Genomic DNA, 15,383 nt, shown 5'->3' with positions numbered 1-15,383 from the left:
GACTGCGGCGCCTCGTCGCGGGAGAAAGCGCGGTTTCCGGTCGAGCCCATTGATCGCAAACGATTTCTAGCTTGACCGGCTCCTCAAAATGGGGCCTGCGACAGGGCGACGCGTTGCCTGTCGATCTGCGTTCGGCGAAATAGGCGTCATCAGTTTTGAGGCGACGCCGCCGCGCTCGTGTTTCAGCGCCGCCGACGCCGTCCTGTTGGGGAACAGGACAACGCCCCCGGACCCTCCAGGTCCGGGGGCGTTTTCATTTGTCGCTATGCTTGCGATTTAACATTCTGTGACAATCGGGCGCACGCCAAACCTTGGTTAATGAACGGTGTGCGTCCAGCGGTCGCATGGCGGTGTCATTCATGTCCTGTAAACGTTTGCGGCATGGGGAACCGCAACGATCACATCTTCGAAGCCGAGCATCTCGAGCGACAGGCCGAGATCGCCGACAACGCTCACGCCCGCGCGGCGCTGCTGCGCATGGCCCAGGCCTCGCGCGGCGCGGCCGCCGTCCTGGGCCTGTTCGAGGCGTCGAACGACGACGTCCCATTCAAGACCCTGAACAGCTAGCTAGGCTTCCAGGCAGGCGACCACGCAGCGCTTGGCCAGTTCTTCCGTCGCGTCCAGGAACGGCACAGACAGATCCGCCGCGCCCAGCACCAGCGGCACTTCCGTGCAGCCCGCCACCACGCTCTGAGCGCCCTTGCCGACCAGGCGATGGGCGAGGGCGGCCATGGTCTCGCGGGAGGCCGCGCCCAGGTCGCCCTGCTTGATGCGATAGAGCAGGGCCATGAACTCGACCTGCTCGTGGTCATCCAGCATCACCACCTCCAGCCCCATGTGCGAGAAGCGGTCGCGATAGAGGCCCAGCGCCAGGCTGGTGCCCAGCACGCCGACGACGCTGGCGCCCTTGGCCTGGGCAGCCAGGCCGGCCGTTTCCAGCATGTCGACCAGCGGCAGGCCCGAGGCTTGGACCGCCTCGGCATAGGCGTGGGCGGTGTTGCAGGCGATGGCCAGCACCTGCGCCCCGCCGTCCCGTAGGCCGTTGGCCATGGCGGCGAGCACCGGGCCGGGATCGGACGTGCTGACATTGCGGTCGGGTACGTGCGGATTGATGTCGACCAGCACGCGCAGGTGGTCCTGCTCGCGCTTGACCGGCGTGGCGGCCTGGAGCTTGGCGAGAAAGTCCAGGGTGGCGGCCGGGCCCATGCCGCCGAGAACGCCCAGGATCTTGCTCACAGCGCGGGTTCCAGGATGCTCTGATAGCCGAACAGGCCCTGCGCGCCGCCGGTGTGCAGGAACACCACCCGCTCACCCTTGAACGCGCCCTTGCCGGCCTGGTCGATCAGGCCCTTCAGCGCCTTGCCCGAATAGACGGGGTCGAACAGCAGGCCTTCGGTGCGGGCGGCCAGGGCCAGGGCGTCGATCACGCCTTGATCCACCAGGCCGTAACCTTCGCCGACATAGTCGCAGTCGGCCACGACCATCTCGCGCTTAACGCGGCCGGCCGCGCCGATCTTCTCGGCGGTGGCGACGGCCAGGTTGAAGACGTTCTCTTCCTGCTTGGCCTTGGGCGCGCGCACGCCGAAGCCCAGGATCGGGATGTCGACCGACAGGGCGGCGAAGCCGGCGACGAGGCCCGCATGGGTGCCGGCGCTGCCGGTGGCGGTGACGAAGCGGTCGAACTTCAGGTCCATCTTGTCGGCCTGGACGACGAACTCGCGGGCGCAGTCGACATAGCCCAGGGCGCCGACCGTGTTCGAGCCGCCGCCGGGGATGACATAGGGCTTGCCACCGCGCTGGCGGACGCTTTCGGCCGTGCTCTCGAGCTCGGCGACCATGTCCGTGCCGCCCGGCACATAGCGGATCGCCGCGCCCATCAGCTTGTCCAGCAGGACGTTGCCGTTGCCCATGTAGTCGCTGGCCTTGGAGCCGGTGCGCTCCTCCAGGATGACTTCGGTCTTCAGGCCGTAGCGCGCGCCGGCGGCGATGGTCTGGCGCACGTGGTTGGACTGGACGGCGCCTTGCGTCACCAGCGTGTCGGCGCCCTGGGCCAGGGCCTCGCCCAGCAGGAACTCCAGCTTGCGGGTCTTGTTGCCGCCGCCGGCCAGGCCCGTGCAGTCGTCGCGCTTGACCCAGAGGTCGATGCCGAGCTCTGCGCCCAGGCGGGGCAGGGGCTCCAGCGGCGTCGGCAGGTGGGCGAAGCGGGCGCGGGGGAAGCGGGCGAGATGCATGGGGACGCGGTTCCTGAAGGGACTCGCCGCCTCTGTTAGCACGCGCGCGCCCTGTGGAAACCATGTCGGACCTGACCTCTTGGTGCTATGATGCCTGTCATTAGGGCCGGCCTCGAGACCGGCCCATGGGAGGACGACATGATGCGAATGATCTCGTTCGCCGCGCTGAGCGCGGCGGCGCTTCTGTCCATTGCCGGCCCGGCCGCCGCCTCGAACATGGTGATCGGCAGCGGCGCGGCTCAAGAGTGCTCCGATGCGGCCCTCAAAGGACGCACCGACGGGCGGGCCGTATTGGCCTGCACCACGGCCCTACAGGTCGAGACCCTGAACTTCCGCGACCGCGCCCGGACCTATGTGAACCGCGGCGTGCTGCAGATGCGCCAGCGCCAGTTCGGCGCCGCCCGCGCCGACTTCGACCAGGCCTCCAGCATCGATCCGGACCTGGGCGAGGCCTATGTGAACCGCGGCGCCACCTATGTCGGCGAGGACCGCTATCGCGAAGGTGTCGAGCAGATCGACCGGGGCCTGGCCCTGGGCGTGAAGGATCCCGAAAAGGCCTTCTTCAATCGCGGCCTGGCCAATGAGGGCCTGGGCGACCTGAACGCCGCCTATCGCGACTACAACCGTGCATCGGAACTGGCGCCCGACTGGCTGGCGCCGAAGACCGAGCTCGCGCGTTTCACGGTCAAGCGGCCCTGATACGCCTCGGCGCGTCGTCGGTCGCCCTGTAGCCAGGAGTGTTCGATGACGCGCGGAGTTCTGTTGCTGACGGCCGGTCTTCTGTCCGGGAGCCTGGCCGTGCTGGGCGGCGCGGCCTATGCCCAGACCGTGTTGCAAAACCGCTTCATGACCGAGCACGCCTTGCAGGACGCGCGGCGCGAGCTGTCGGCCAGCCAGACCGAGATCACCAACGCCCAGACCCGCGCCGATACGGCCGTGCGGCTGCGCGGCCTGGACGCCCAGCGCGCCTTGCCCAGCCTGCGGCCGCTGACGACGGACGAGCCGCCGCGGCGCGACACCGACCTTTCCGCCCAGACTCTCCAGCTTGAGCGCTTGACGCAGGAAGCCCTGGCCGAGAGCAATGCACGCATCCGGGCCATCCGCCCGGCCAGCGAACCGAAACAACGCTAGCAGCAAGGATCACCCATGGAGTGGGAAGGCGGCCGCCGGTCCGGCAACATCGAGGACCGGCGCGGTCTGGGGCCTGTCGGCATCGCCGGCGGCGGCATCGGCGCGGTGGTGCTGGCCGCCATCGGCTATTTCGTGTTCGGCATCGATCCGCGCACGACCCTGGAAGCGACGCAGGGCCTGCAGCAGCCGGCCCAGCAGGAAGGGACGCGCGGTGAGGTCTCCGACCGCGACGGCCAGTTCATCGACGTGATCGAGGCGTCCAACCAGGATGTCTGGACGCCGATCTTCCGCAACGCCGGCGTCGACTACCGTCCGCCCGAGGCCATTGTGCTGTACAAGCAGGCCACCGGCACCGGCTGCGGCACGGGCCAGTCGGCCATGGGGCCGTTCTATTGCCCGGCCGACCAGAAGGTCTATCTGGACCTGTCGTTCTGGAGCGAGCTGGAGAGCCGCTTCGGGGCCAAGGGCGAGTTCGCCCGCGCCTATGTCGTCAGCCACGAGATCGGCCACCACGTGCAGCACCTGCTGGGCGCCGACCAGCAGGCCCGCCGCCTGGGCGCGCGCGGCGAGGAGAGCGGCTCGGTGCGGCTGGAGTTGCAGGCCGATTGCTATGCCGGCGTCTGGGCGACGCATGCCGACAAGGCCTCGGGCGGCAAGATCGTCATCAACCGCGCCGACATCGAGGACGGCCTGGGCGCGGCGGCGGCGGTCGGCGACGACACCATCCAGAAGCGCAGCCAGGGCGAGGTCGTGCCCGACAGCTTCACCCACGGCACCAGCGCCCAGCGCATGCGCTGGTTCACGCGCGGCTACGACCAGGGCGACCCGGCCGCGTGCGACACCTTCTCGGCGTCACGCCTCTAGTAACCAAACCCATTTACGGGACGTCAGGGATGTCGCGGCATCCTCCTGGTTGAGTTGGAGCCAGGCCGATGTCCTCGACATCCACGTTCGGTCGCCGCGCGGCGCCGCCCCAGGGAGCCCGGGAGCCCGCCCGGGCCTGGACGGCGACGCCCGAGCGCGTCGCACCGCCGGCCAGGGCGCCGGTCGCCAGCATCGAGCCCACGGGCTTCGACAAGACGCCGTATCTCAGCATCGGCCTGCTGACGCTGTTGGCCCTGATCTTCATCTTCCAGCCTACCGCGGGCCTGCCCATGGGGCCGGGCATGGAGATGAGCGTCCACCACCTGACCGCTGTCGGCGGGGTCAGCCGCGACCTGGTCTTCAAGGACGGCGAGTGGTGGCGGATCTTCACCGCGCCTCTGCTGCACGGGAATCTCGCCCACATCGTCGGCAATGCGGTGGTCATGGCCTTCGCGGCGATCACCCTGGAGCGGGTCGTCGGCCGTTCCTGGCTGGCGGCGGCCTTCGTGATCTCGGGTGTCGGCGGCGCGCTGGCCTCGCTGCTGCTGAACAAGCAGAACGTGGTCTCGGTCGGCGCTTCGGGCGCGATCATGGGCCTGCTCGCCATGATCCTGATGTGCAGCCTGCATCCGTCGATGCACGAGCACGCCAAGCGCCTGCGCTGGATCACCCTGCGCCTGTTCATCCCGTCGCTGATCCCGTTCGGCGCGGCCCTGGGCTCGACCACCGACTACAACGGCCACCTGGGCGGCGCGGTGGCCGGCGGGGTGCTGGGCTTCGTGCTGCTGGCCACCTGGGACGAAGACACCGACAACCCCCGCCAGAGCCGTCTGCTTTGGGGCCTGGCCGGCGCAGGCTTGGCCATGGCCGTGCTGGCCTTCGCCCTCGTGGCCACGCGCCACCAGAGCTATATCGAGCGCGGCCAGCCGCTGGTCCCCGACTTCATGCTGCCCGCCAAGGGCTGGGCGAACGAGGCGAAGGCCCGCGCCCTGGTCGCCGCCTATCCGCGCGATCCGCGCGCCCGCCTGCAGATGGCCCACGCCTATATCGAGGCCAAGAACTACATCAACGCCGAGACCGAGATCCGCCTGGCCCTGACCGAGCGCGAGATCCTGGCGCGCGACATGGGGCCGGACTTCGAGGCCTATCTGCGCAACTTCCTGGTCGGGATCCTGGCCTCGCAGCAGCGCTACGAGGACGCTGTCCGCGAGGCCGCGCCGCTGTGCAAGCTGCATCCGACCGACCCGAAGCTCAAGGACCTGGACCAGCGTATGCGCAAGGCTGGTCTCTGCGACCGAAGCTGACCTACTTCGGCGGCACGTAGGCGATCAGCTGGATCTCGACGATGCCGCCCGGCGCCAGCAGGCCGGTGGCGCCAACGGCGGTCCAGGCCGGGCTGGGGCCCTTGATGAACTCGCTCTTCACGGCGTTGATCAGGTTGAGCTGCTCCCAGCGCGGGGCCGGTTGATCGGGGCCTTCCCAGACGTGGAAGCTGTTGATCATCACCACATTGTCGAAGCTGGTCCCGGCCGCCTTCAGCGTGGCGTCCAGGCTGACGAAGGCGCGGCGGACCTGGGTCTTGAACGACTCCGCATCCGTGCCCTCGTCTTTGGCCCGGCCGACGATCACGCCCGAGACGTAGAGGGTGTCGCCCACGCGCCGGGCCGGGGCGTACTTGATCTCGTCATAGGACTTCTGGGACCGCGCCGACGGGATGATCACCTCGCCGCCGGGGGAGAGGATCCGCTTCGGATAGGCCTCCTGGGCGAGGACGGGCGTGGCGACCAGGGCGCAGAGGGCCGGCAGCAGCAGGCGGCGGATCATGGCGGATCTCCGGAAGAACGTCGGTCTCCCGGATCGCGTGGCCGCCCGCCGCCGGCAAGTGAAATAACCGTCACCCGGCCGCGCGGACGATCAGATCGGCGATCGCCTTGGGGTGCGAGATCATCGACACGTGGCTGGATGGCAGCTCGATCGTCGTGGCCTTCATCCGCTTGGCCACGAAGCGCTCCAGGTCAGGATTGGTCGTCTGGTCGTTGGCCGAGACGGCGTAGAAGCTGGGCTTCTCGCGCCAGGCCGCGACCGTGGTCTTGCCGGCGAACAGCGTGGCGGCGATCGGTTGCTGGGTGGCGTACAGCGCCAGGGCCTTCGCCGGCGCGACATCGCCGGCGAAGAAACGGACGAAGACATCCTTGTTCAGCCACGAATACCCGTCGACCGTCACCACGCCCGCCCGGACCGGCATGGTCGGATAGGTCGCCGCCAGGGCGTTGAAGTCCTCGCCGACGTCCGGCGCGCGGGCGGCGACATAGACCAGAGCGGTGACCTTGGGATCCAGGCCCGCTTCGGTGATCGGCACGCCGCCCCACGAATGGCCGACCAGCACCGTGGGACCGTCCTGTCGCGCCAGCACCCGCCGGGTCGTCGCCACGTCGTCGGCCAGCGAGGTGAGGGGGTTCTGCACGGCGGTGACGTTGAAGCCCTTGGCCTGTAGCAGCGGAATCACCTCGCTCCAGCAAGAGCCGTCGGCCCAGGCGCCGTGGACCAGCACGATGTTGCGGGCGGTGGTCCTGGCCAAGGCCGGCGTGGCCAGGCCGGCGGCGAGCGCGCCCAGCAGGACGGCGCGGCGATCGGGTTGAGCTTGCATGGATCTGCCCTCGGAGGCGGTGACCAGAGGCGGTCACGCTCCATTCGTGTCGGCAAGGGCAAAGGTAACGACGTTGACGGCTTCGTGATCCTGGCCGCACGCGGCGCTTGACCTTCAGGTCAACAGGCCTAGTGTCCGGCCGTTGTTCACCGGGGGGTCGCTTGCGCGGCTGAGATTGGGCCTTGGCCCTGACCCGTAGAACCTGATCCGGGTCATGCCGGCGAAGGGAGGGAACGCGGTCGGTGTTCTCGCAGCCCGTCCGTAAACCGACTTAGCGCGACACGTCCGGGTCTCCTCGAAGCCGAAGGAGCGCCCGACTATGAATATCCAGACGACCATCAAATCCGTGGCCGAGAGCATCTCGACCGGTCCGATCCCCGGCTCGCGCAAGGTCTATCAGGCCGGCGAGCTGTTCCCTGAGCTGCGTGTGCCGTTCCGCGAGGTGGCCGTCCACCCGTCGGCGAACGAGCCGCCGGTGACGATCTACGATCCCTCGGGCCCCTACAGCGACCCGACCGTCAGCATCGACATCGAGAAGGGCCTGCCGCGCACCCGCGAGGCCTTCGTCGTGGCGCGCGGCGACGTCGAGATCGTCACCGATCCCCGCCAGGTGAAGCCCGAGGACAACGGCTTCGCCCAGGGCAAGCACCTGGCCCCGGAGTTCCCGGACAACAGCCGCACGATCTACCGCTCCAAGCCGGGCAAGCTGGTCACCCAGCTGGAATACGCCCGCGCCGGGATCATCACGGCCGAGATGGAGTATGTCGCCATCCGCGAGAACCTGCGCCGCGAGCAGGACCGTCCGTGCGTGCGCGACGGCGAGGACTTCGGCGCCAGCATCCCCGACTTCGTGACGCCCGAGTTCGTGCGCCAGGAAATCGCCCGCGGCCGCGCCATCATCCCGGCCAACATCAACCACGGCGAACTGGAGCCGATGGCGATCGGCCGCAATTTCCTGGTCAAGATCAACGCCAATATCGGCAATTCGGCCGTGCTCTCCACCGTGGCCGACGAGGTCGACAAGCTGGTCTGGGCCACCCGCTGGGGCGCCGACACGGTCATGGACCTGTCGACCGGTCGCAACATCCACAACATCCGCGACTGGATCATCCGCAACTCGAGCGTCCCGATCGGCACGGTGCCGATCTACCAGGCGCTGGAGAAGGTCAACGGCGTGGCCGAGGACCTGAACTGGGAGGTCTTCCGCGACACCTTGATCGAGCAGTGCGAGCAGGGCGTCGACTACTTCACGATCCACGCCGGCGTGCGCCTGCCGTTCATCCCGATGACCGCCAAGCGGGTCACCGGCATCGTCAGCCGCGGCGGCTCGATCATGGCCAAGTGGTGCCTGGCCCACCACAAGGAGAACTTCCTCTACGAGCGCTTCGAGGACATCTGCGAGATCATGCGCGCCTACGACGTGTCGTTCTCGCTGGGCGACGGCCTGCGTCCTGGCTCGACCGCCGACGCCAATGACGAGGCCCAGTTTTCCGAGCTGCGCACCCTGGGCGAGCTGACCAAGGTGGCCTGGAAGCACGGCGTCCAGGTGATGATCGAAGGACCGGGCCACGTGGCCATGCACAAGATCAAGGCCAACATGGACGAGCAGCTGAAGCACTGCCACGAGGCCCCCTTCTACACCTTGGGCCCGTTGACCACGGACATCGCGCCTGGCTACGACCACATCACCTCGGCCATCGGCGCGGCGATGATCGGCTGGTTCGGCACGGCGATGCTCTGCTACGTCACGCCCAAAGAACACCTGGGCCTGCCGGACCGCGACGACGTGAAGACGGGCGTCATCACCTACAAGCTGGCCGCCCACGCCGCCGACCTCGCCAAGGGGCACCCGGGCGCGGCGATGTGGGACGACGCCATCAGCCGCGCGCGCTTCGAGTTCCGCTGGGAAGACCAGTTCAACCTGGGCCTGGACCCCGAAACCGCCCGCAAGTTCCACGACGAGACCCTGCCGAAGGAAGCGCACAAGACCGCCCACTTCTGCTCGATGTGCGGCCCCAAGTTCTGCTCGATGAAGATCAGCCACGAAGTCCGCGACTTCGCCGCCGGCCTCGCGCCGAACGACGCCCAGCTTGATAACGCGGCCTTGGGCATGGCCGAGATGAGCGAGAAGTTCAAAGAGCAGGGGTCGGAGATCTATCTGAAGACCGAGTCGTGATGCTGCCTGTCTTGGCGATCCTGGTCGGGCTGCAAGGCAGCTCGACCGTCGCTGATCCGCTGGCGCCGGCTCGCACCGGCAAGATGCAATGCCACATGCCCAATACGGCGACGAAGTCGTGCCATTCACTGGCGAGCTATGTGTTCGCCGCCGATGGCTCGATTTCGAACAAGGCCGAGATCTTGCTGGCGCCGCAGATGGGTTTGACCATGACCACGGTCGCGCCCGTCTCCATCAAAAATGGCGCGATCTGTGGTCAGCTTCCGGACCTGAGCGACGCCGCGTTCGCCATGAACGGCCAAGCGGCTCCGCCGCAAGTGGCCGACACGATCCGGCAGCAGATCGGTCAAGCCTTGGCCCCTATGATGGGGAAGGAGATCTGCACCACCTACAAGCCGGATGGCGCCGACTTCGTCACGTCAACGACCATCGACGGCCAGTCCGCGGCGCAGCTCGGGTCCCAGAAGGTGATGTGGGTGGCGCCGGGCGATGGCTATGGGGTCCGCCCCTAACGCCTCTCGAGCCAAGTGCTTGTGAGCGTGGTGGTGATTTCACTGGCGCGGCGGGGGAGACATCTTCACCGTCGCGCCCATGAAACGTCTGAGTCTCCTGGCGGCCGTCGCCGCTTTGTCCGTCGCCGCGCCGGCCATGGCTGAAAGCCCGTTCTGGCCGGTGCAGGCCAAGGGCGGGTCCGTGGCGGCCGAGCTGCGGGGGGCGTGGAAGTCGCGGGGCTATGGCTGGATCGTCCAGTTCGGGCCGGACGGCGCCCAGCTGTTCCAGACCGCCGGCGAGGCCTGCTATCCCGATCCGCGCAACGAGCCTGATCCCGACGGGGTGCTGAGCCAGTGGCGGCCGGAGGGGCAGGGGGCGATCAGCCTGACCGGCGATCCGGACGGCACGCGGTACATGTTCGATCGCCTGCCCAACGTCCCCAACGCCTGCATCAGCGCGGCCGGCTGGACGCCCGACCGCATCGTCGCCTTCGCGGCCGACACCTTCGCCGAACTCTATGCGCGTCCGGGCATCGACTGGAAGGCGCGCAAGACCGCCGTGCTGGCCAAGGTCACGCCGAACTCGACCGAGTTCCAGCTGTGGACCGCGCTGTCGGAGCTGCTGGCCGGCCTGGACGACCCGCATGTCGAACTGCACGGCACGGTCGACGGCAATCGCCGCGACCTGGAGCCCGGCGACGCCCCGACCCTGATGCGCGTGCGCGCCGCCGATCCAGCCGGCGACGAGAAGACCTGGCTGAGCGCCTATCGCGAAGGGGTCCTGACCCAGGTCCTGCAGGGCAAGGGCCGCCAGGCTGGCGCAAACCGCGTCTTTTGGGGCCGGGTCGACGACATCGGCTATCTGAACCTGGTGACCATGGGCGCCTTCGCCCGCAACGCCGCGCCCGACGATCCCCGGCCGCTGGACGCCATCCTGGACGAGGCTGTCGCCGCCTTCGCCGGCGCCAAGGCGGTGATCGTCGACATCAGCAACAACCGCGGCGGCTACGACACCATCAGCGCGCGGGTCGCCAGCCGCTTCGCCGAGCAGTCTCACCTGGCCTATTCGAAGGTCGGCGTCGGGGCGAAGGCGCCGCTGCAGCCCGTGCGGGTCGAGCCGGCCAGCGGGGCGCGGTTCACCGGTCCGGTCTATCTGGTCACCAGCGACGTCACGGTCAGCGCCGGCGAGACCTTCACCCTGATGATGAAGGCCCTGCCCAATGTGAAGCAGGTGGGCGGGACCACGCGCGGGGCGTTCTCGGACCAGATGCCCAAGCCCTTGCCGAACGGCTGGGCCCTGGGCCTGCCGGTCGAGGTCTACAAGGGTCCCAAGGGCGAGGACCTGGAGGGCCGCGGCCTGGCCCCCGACACGCCCATGATCGTGTTCCCGGAAAGTGACCTGAATGGCGGTCACGCCAAGGCCATCCAGGCGCTGATGCAGAAAATTCGCGAGGATGTCCGCTAGGCTGTCGGAACCGCCGGCCGTCGAACGTCCTTGGTCCGTCAACGACGATCAGAGGAGGAACGTCATGGCCTATGTCGATGGTTTCGTGCTCGCGGTGCCCAAGGACAAACTGGACGCCTACAAGGAGATGGCCCGGCTGGGGGCCGAGGTGTGGACGGAGTACGGCGCGCTGTCCTACGTCGAATGCATCGCCGACGACGTGCCCTATGGCGAGCTGACCTCGTTCCCGCGCGCCGTCCAGGCCAAGGACGACGAGATCGTGATCTTCTCGTGGATCACCTACAAGGACCGCGCCAGCCGCGACGAGATCAACGCCAAGGTCATGGCCGACGAGCGGCTGAAGAACTACCAGTCCGAGATGCCGTTCGACGGCAAGCGGATGATCTACGGCGGCTTCCAGCCGTTCCTGGAGCGCTGACGCGTTCAGGTTGCGCCGCTCGTGTGGCCTGTCCCGCGAGCGGCGGCCGATTCCGGCGTGACCAGACGCCCTGCGACCCAACGGCGCAGTTTGTTTCCTATTTGTAACATCATTTCTCGAGCAACATGTCGTTGTCAAAAATGTGACGATATTTCAACGCTCAGAGCCCGATATCGGGGCTATGGGACACACCAGTGTGCGCTTTATGCTGCATTGCCTTTTCTTAACGCCGGGGGGCGTTGCGAGGTGGGGCTCAGGCCCGTAAGGAGCGGCAACCCAGCGTTGGCGGCGACACGTGTCGGCGTCTTCCGTCACTCCTGTTTCACGGGCCTCTATGACCCTTTCGACCGTGCTTCTCTACGGGCTGGCCGCCGCCGCGCTCGACCCCACGACCGCCGCCGTGACCGCGCCCCTGGCGCCGCTCGCCGCGCCGGCCGAGGTCGCCGCCAGCGATGAAGGGCAGAAGAAACCGGAGGTTCCGCCGGTCAAGGAAGACGGTCCCAACGAGGTCGAGGGCCTGACCATCCAGGCCGACCCGCGCGGCAAGGTCGAGGGCAATATCGAGCCTGAGATCGAGCTGGGCGAGGCCGAGATCCAGAGCTTCGGCGCCGCCAGCATCGGCGAGCTGCTGACCATGCTGACGCCCCAGACCACCAGCACGCGGGGCCGCGATGGCGGCGGCGGGCCGGTGATGCTGGTCAATGGCCGCCGTATCTCGGGCTTCCAGGAGATCCAGGGGATCCCGCCCGAGGCGATCGAGAAGTTCCAGGTGCTGCCGGAAGAGGTCGCGCTCAGCTACGGCTACAAGGCCGACCAGCGGGTCGTGAACATCATCCTCAAGAAGAACTACAACGCGCTGCAGACCCAGGCGATGGCGTGGGTCGCGACCGACGGCGGGCGCACGGTTCCCAACCTGAGCGGCAACCGCGTTCACATCAATGGCGACCGCCGCTGGAACGTGGACGTCCAGCTGCAGCACGACCCGTATCTTCTGGAGAAGGACCGAGACATCGTTCGCACGCCGAACGGACAGCCGTTCGATCTCGTGGGCAATGTCAGCGGCATCGGCGGCGTGCAGCTGGATCCCGCCCTCTCGGCCCTGGCCGGCGGCCCGGTGACCTTCGCCGGCGTGCCCAGTTCCGCCCTGGTCGGCCGCGCGGACCTGTCGGAGTTCGTCTCCAGCGCCAATCGCTACAACACCGGCGACCTGACCCGCGACCGCTCGCTGATGTCGCAGGTCGATAAGGCCACGCTGCGCGGCGCCTACAGCCTGGACCTCAACAAGCAGACCCAGCTGACCGTCAGCGGCAATGTCGAGGACACCAAGAGCCGCGCGCTGCTGGGCCTGCCGGGCGTGACCTTTACCCTGCCGGCCGGCAGCCCGTTCTCGCCGTTCTCGCAGGCCGTGACCGGCTATCGTTTCATCGACGTCCCCGGCGCCATGGCTCGCGACGTCGACACCTTGCGCACCCAGGCCAGCATGGCCGCCAACGGCCGGGTCAAGGACTGGCGCTGGAACGTCACCGGCGACTTCGACCGGACAGCGACCGACACCACCACGGGCCGGGGCCTGGACATCACGGCTCTCCAGGCGGCGGTGACGGCGCGCGACCCGAACGTCAATCCGTTCGGCTACATCTCGCCCAGCCTGTACAGGGCCGCGGCGCCCGACACCGCCCACTCGGTCTCGACCTCGGCCAGCGCCGAGCTGGTGCTGAACGGCAACCTCTTCCAGCTGCCCGCCGGTCCGGTGCAGACGACCTTCAAGGTCGGGGCCAACAGCAAGGGTCTGGACTCCAAGACCGTCCGCTCGGGCGTGACCACGATGCGGGACATCACCCGCACCACCGAGAGCTTCCAGAGCAGCTTCAACCTACCCCTGACCAGCACGCGCCAGAGCTTCCTGGCCAAGGCCGGCGACCTGTCGGCCAACTTCAACGTCGGCTACGACAACCTGTCGGATCTGGGGGGGCTGACAACCCTGGGCGGCGGCCTGAACTGGAGCCCGATCAAGAAAATCAGCTTCATCGCCAGCTTCACGGATGAAGAGGGCGCGCCTTCGACCAACCAGATCAACGATCCGGTGGTCGTGACCCCCAACGTCTCGGTGTTCGACTTCACGACCGGCCAGACGGTGATCATCAGCCGCACCGACGGCGGCAACGCCGCGCTGCGCAACGACAACCGCCAGGTCCAGAAGATGGGCGTGAACTACAAGCCGATCGACAAGGTCGAGCTGACCTTCAACGCCACCTACACGCGGGCGCAGACCAAGAACATGATCGCCTCGTTCCCGGCCATCACGCCGGACCTGGAGGCCGCGTTCCCCAACCGTTTCGTGCGGGACTCCACCGGCCGCCTGCTATCGATCGACGCGCGGCCGGTGAACTTCGCCAGCGCCGAGAACGAGAACATCCGCTGGGGCTTCAACCTGTTCAAGGCGATCGGCACGCCGACCCCGGGTGCGCCAGGAGGCTTCGGCGGTCCGGGCGGTGGTCGCGGCCCAGGGGGGGGCGGCGGCATGATGCGCATGGGCGGTGGTGGTCCCGGTGGTCCGGGCGGCGGCATGGGCGGTCCGCCTCCTGGTATGATGCGGCCGGGGCAGGGCATGTTCCAGCTGTCGGTCTACCACACCTGGCGCCTGGCCGATGAGATCACCATCCGCAAGGGCCTGCCGGTCCTGGACCAGCTGGATGGCTCGGCGATCAATTCGCGCAGCGGCCAGGCGCGGCATGAGGTGCAGATCCAGGGCGGCTACTTCAAGGACGGCCTGGGCATGCGCTTCAATGGCAATTGGAAGGCCTCGACTTGGGTCAACGGCGGCGCGACCGGCGGCCAGACCCTTTACTTCTCGGACCTCGCCACCGTGGGCGTGAACGTCTTCGCCAACTTCGGCGTCCCGGCCCGCAAAAAGGCGGTCGACAAGTTCCCGATCCTGAAGGGCTCCCAGGTGTCGCTGAACTTCGACAACCTGCTGAACGCCAAGCAGACCGTCCGCGACCAGAACGGCGTCACGCCGCAGGCCTATCAGAAGGACTATCTGGACCCGCTGGGCCGCACGGTGCGTATCAGCTTCCGCAAGCTGCTCAGCTAAGGCTTGGCGGGGACAGCGTCGGCGGCGCTCCCGGCCTTGGCCTTGTCACCGGTGAACAGGCCGATCGCCGACTGCTGGCCGCCGGCCCGCAGCTTGCGGATATAGTCCAGCTCGCCCTTGGCCCCGGCGTGGTCGGGTTCCAGCTCGAGCGCCGCCTGGTAGGTCGCTTCGGCCTCGTCCAGGCGCTTCAGCTCGATCAGGACGAAGCCCTTGCTGCGCAGCAGCCGGGCTTCGCCGCCCGGGTCCAGCATCTTGGTGAGGTCGTCGATGGCCTCGGCCGACTGGTAGAGCTCCAGGGCGTCTGAGAAGCGCTGCAGCACCGTCAGCGCCATGCCCTTCTCGGTGATCAGGATCAGGTTGTCCGGCTGCAGGGCCAGGCCCTTGTCCAGATAGCCGATGGCGCCGCGCGGGTCGCGACGCTCGTTGGCCATCGAGCCCAACATCAGGGCGGCCATCCCATAGGTGTTGAAGGTCGTGACCACGGTGGCCGACTTGCCGTCCCTGGCGGCGCCCACCAGGGCCATCAGCACCGTCGACCCCACATTGCCGTCGCTGGCGTTGGTGCGCAGGATCGTCACGCCGTCGCGCTTTTCGATCTGCGGATAGGCGGCCGGAGCGTGTCGCAGCGCCTCCGCGAGCTCGGCCTCATAGGCCATTGCGGCCCGCAGCGAGGCGGCCTGCATGGCCTTGGTCACGACGGCCCGATCCTTGACCTCCTGGTCGGAGGCCTTGCCGGCGGCCGATGTGGTCGGGGTCTGGGCGACGACCGGCAGCGGCGCGACCGCAAGGGCCAGGGCGAGCAGCGGGGCGATCAGGCGCATGGCGCGTCTCCGTTTTCGGCAGGCTAGGCCACATGCGTAATAAAT

General features: G+C 68.0%; 15 protein-coding genes and 1 riboswitch. Of the genes, 10 read left to right on the top strand and 5 right to left on the bottom strand.

The window, feature by feature from the left end; genetic code table 11:
* The first annotated feature begins 381 nt into the window (after nucleotides 1-381).
* Nucleotides 382-567 (top strand): hypothetical protein, encoded by a 186-nt coding sequence (locus tag AC1RR5_RS18185; RefSeq protein WP_492923607.1) that lies wholly within the window; start codon nucleotides 382-384, stop codon nucleotides 565-567.
* Here AC1RR5_RS18185 and cuyB read toward each other — a convergent pair whose 3' ends face one another.
* Entirely contained in the window at nucleotides 568-1,236 is a 669-nt protein-coding gene (gene cuyB / locus AC1RR5_RS18180) for a cysteate racemase (protein WP_492923605.1), read from the bottom strand.
* Nucleotides 1,233-2,231 carry a D-cysteate sulfo-lyase gene (cuyA, locus tag AC1RR5_RS18175; RefSeq protein ID WP_492923603.1) on the bottom strand — a complete coding sequence of 333 codons (999 nt, stop codon included), beginning with the start codon at nucleotides 2,229-2,231 and terminating at the stop codon, nucleotides 1,233-1,235. Before cuyA ends, cuyB begins: the two co-directional genes overlap by 4 nt.
* Before the next feature lie 138 nt (nucleotides 2,232-2,369).
* Between cuyA and AC1RR5_RS18170 the strand changes: the two genes are divergently transcribed.
* The 4 genes from AC1RR5_RS18170 to AC1RR5_RS18155 all read left to right on the top strand — a co-directional run bounded on the left by AC1RR5_RS18170 (nucleotide 2,370) and on the right by AC1RR5_RS18155 (nucleotide 5,530).
* Nucleotides 2,370-2,930 (top strand): tetratricopeptide repeat protein, encoded by a 561-nt coding sequence (locus AC1RR5_RS18170; protein ID WP_492923601.1) that lies wholly within the window; start codon nucleotides 2,370-2,372, stop codon nucleotides 2,928-2,930.
* 45 nt (nucleotides 2,931-2,975) lie between these two features.
* Complete coding sequence (locus AC1RR5_RS18165) at nucleotides 2,976-3,362, top strand: hypothetical protein (RefSeq protein WP_492923599.1); 387 nt, start codon at nucleotides 2,976-2,978, stop codon at nucleotides 3,360-3,362.
* Nucleotides 3,363-3,377: 15 nt separating this feature from the next.
* Nucleotides 3,378-4,226, top strand: a complete 849-nt coding sequence (gene ypfJ, locus AC1RR5_RS18160; protein ID WP_492923597.1) for a KPN_02809 family neutral zinc metallopeptidase — start codon at nucleotides 3,378-3,380, stop codon at nucleotides 4,224-4,226.
* Nucleotides 4,227-4,294: 68 nt separating this feature from the next.
* On the top strand, nucleotides 4,295-5,530 hold the full coding sequence (locus tag AC1RR5_RS18155) for a rhomboid family intramembrane serine protease (RefSeq protein WP_492923595.1): 1,236 nt from the start codon (nucleotides 4,295-4,297) through the stop codon (nucleotides 5,528-5,530).
* 1 nt (nucleotide 5,531) lies between these two features.
* Here the strand turns inward: AC1RR5_RS18155 and AC1RR5_RS18150 are convergent, their stop codons facing one another.
* Entirely contained in the window at nucleotides 5,532-6,050 is a 519-nt protein-coding gene (locus AC1RR5_RS18150; protein WP_492923593.1) for a RidA family protein, read from the bottom strand.
* 70 nt (nucleotides 6,051-6,120) lie between these two features.
* A complete protein-coding gene (locus AC1RR5_RS18145) occupies nucleotides 6,121-6,873 on the bottom strand; it encodes an alpha/beta hydrolase (protein WP_492923591.1) in 753 nt (250 codons plus the stop codon).
* Between the two features lie 140 nt (nucleotides 6,874-7,013).
* A riboswitch (TPP riboswitch) is annotated at nucleotides 7,014-7,119 on the top strand.
* A gap of 73 nt (nucleotides 7,120-7,192) precedes the next feature.
* Between AC1RR5_RS18145 and thiC the strand changes: the two genes are divergently transcribed.
* The 5 genes from thiC (at nucleotide 7,193) to AC1RR5_RS18120 (ending at nucleotide 14,517) form a co-directional block, all read left to right on the top strand.
* A complete protein-coding gene (gene thiC, locus AC1RR5_RS18140; RefSeq protein WP_492923589.1) occupies nucleotides 7,193-9,049 on the top strand; it encodes a phosphomethylpyrimidine synthase ThiC in 1,857 nt (618 codons plus the stop codon).
* Entirely contained in the window at nucleotides 9,046-9,561 is a 516-nt protein-coding gene (locus AC1RR5_RS18135; protein ID WP_492923587.1) for a hypothetical protein, read from the top strand. Before thiC ends, AC1RR5_RS18135 begins: the two co-directional genes overlap by 4 nt.
* 79 nt (nucleotides 9,562-9,640) lie before the next feature.
* The gene (locus tag AC1RR5_RS18130) at nucleotides 9,641-11,005 is read left to right on the top strand and encodes a S41 family peptidase (RefSeq protein WP_492923585.1); all 1,365 of its coding nucleotides are present in this window, start codon (nucleotides 9,641-9,643) and stop codon (nucleotides 11,003-11,005) included.
* A 64-nt stretch (nucleotides 11,006-11,069) separates the two neighbouring features.
* A complete protein-coding gene (locus tag AC1RR5_RS18125; RefSeq protein WP_492923583.1) occupies nucleotides 11,070-11,423 on the top strand; it encodes a DUF1428 domain-containing protein in 354 nt (117 codons plus the stop codon).
* A gap of 334 nt (nucleotides 11,424-11,757) precedes the next feature.
* On the top strand, nucleotides 11,758-14,517 hold the full coding sequence (locus tag AC1RR5_RS18120) for a TonB-dependent receptor (RefSeq protein WP_492923581.1): 2,760 nt from the start codon (nucleotides 11,758-11,760) through the stop codon (nucleotides 14,515-14,517).
* On the opposite strand, the gene AC1RR5_RS18115 is transcribed toward AC1RR5_RS18120, so the two are convergent.
* Nucleotides 14,514-15,338, bottom strand: a complete 825-nt coding sequence (locus AC1RR5_RS18115) for a tetratricopeptide repeat protein (RefSeq protein ID WP_492923579.1) — start codon at nucleotides 15,336-15,338, stop codon at nucleotides 14,514-14,516. The genes AC1RR5_RS18120 and AC1RR5_RS18115 overlap by 4 nt on opposite strands.
* Nucleotides 15,339-15,383 lie beyond the last annotated feature (45 nt).

Source organism: Caulobacter sp. GW821-FHT11E11 (genome assembly GCF_058808315.1).
This window is presented reverse-complemented; position numbering and strand designations above follow the sequence as displayed.